Raw genomic sequence first — 1007 nt, 5'->3', positions numbered from 1 at the left:
TTCAGGCGGCCTGGGCGGTGTACTGGTCGCAGGCATGGTCGCTTCAGGCGGCTTGGGCGGCGGTGGAATCGAACCGCCGCGCGTAACGTTTCCCTGCCCCCGTGACATGCCAGTGTGCACCACGAGTACCTGGATCCCGGGCATCTACTACTGCGCAACAAGGGCCGGAGATACGCCCCGCGGTTCTTGCGGTGTGAGATGCACCAGGGGCCGTTGCGTTCGGTCAAGACGTGGAAGCTGGTGCGTTATTGATTGCCGTCCTCCATGAAGCCCGGGGCGCGGGTCGTTGCCCACGGCCTCCCGAGCGATGACGGCTCGCGGTCTCTGACGTCGAGGATGCTGGTGCGCACGGCCTGCATCCTGGTGGGCTTGGCCGTGCCGGCCGCGGCGCTGGCCAACGGCTGTACAAAGCCCGCGGGCTCGTCCCCGTGGCTGAGCATCCTGCTCGCCACGTGCGCGTTCATCCCTCTGCTGCGGCGCCGTCGCCAACCCGCCATGAGGCCTACGAACGGAAGCTGCGCTTTTTCGGGGCAAGCCCGAGGCAGGAGTCGGTGGCGGAGGCGGAGGGCCGAGACGGAGACAGAAGGCAGCGGCGGAGGACGCCTTACTGACCAGACTCCAGAGGAGGAAGCGATGCGTTCAGGTATGGCTGGCGTTTGTCTTACGATCCTGCTCGCGGTGTTTGCTGGCTGCGGCAGGAGCCACCTGCATGGGCCTGCGCTGCCGGACGCTGCGGGCGGCGCGGATGCGGCCGCCGACGCTGCGCGGGATGCAACCTCTGACGCATGCATGCCCGAGACCGAGCGCTGCAACGCGGTCGACGACGACTGCGACGGGATGGTCGACGAGTCGCTGAGCCGTCCTTGCGGCTCGGACGCGGGCGCTTGCAAGGCAGGCAGCCAGCGCTGCCAGGAAGGCGTCTGGGACTCGTGTACCGGAGCGCTGGGGCGTGTCCTGGAAAGCTGCAACGGAGTGGATGACGACTGCGACGGCAAGCTGGACGAGGC

2 protein-coding genes are annotated in these 1007 nt (G+C 67.9%); one reads left to right on the top strand and one right to left on the bottom strand.

From position 1 onward, the window contains the following. Positions 1-245: 245 nt before the first annotated feature. Positions 246-464, bottom strand: coding sequence for a hypothetical protein (locus MJD61_04085; GenBank protein ID MCG8554457.1), 219 nt, complete (start codon positions 462-464; stop codon positions 246-248). Positions 465-633: 169 nt separating this feature from the next. On the opposite strand from MJD61_04085, the gene MJD61_04080 reads away from it, so the two are divergent. Continuing rightward, positions 634-1007: hypothetical protein (locus MJD61_04080; protein MCG8554456.1), on the top strand; the 374-nt coding region annotated here is incomplete at its 3' end.

The organism is Pseudomonadota bacterium (assembly GCA_022361155.1).
Lineage (GTDB): Bacteria > Myxococcota_A > Polyangia > Polyangiales > JAKSBK01 > JAKSBK01.
This window is presented reverse-complemented; position numbering and strand designations above follow the sequence as displayed.

Coding starts and splice junctions, on each gene's coding strand:
- MJD61_04085 (MCG8554457.1), bottom strand. CDS start 464: ATGAACGCGCACGTGGCGAGCAGGATGCTCAGCCACGGGGACGAGCCC.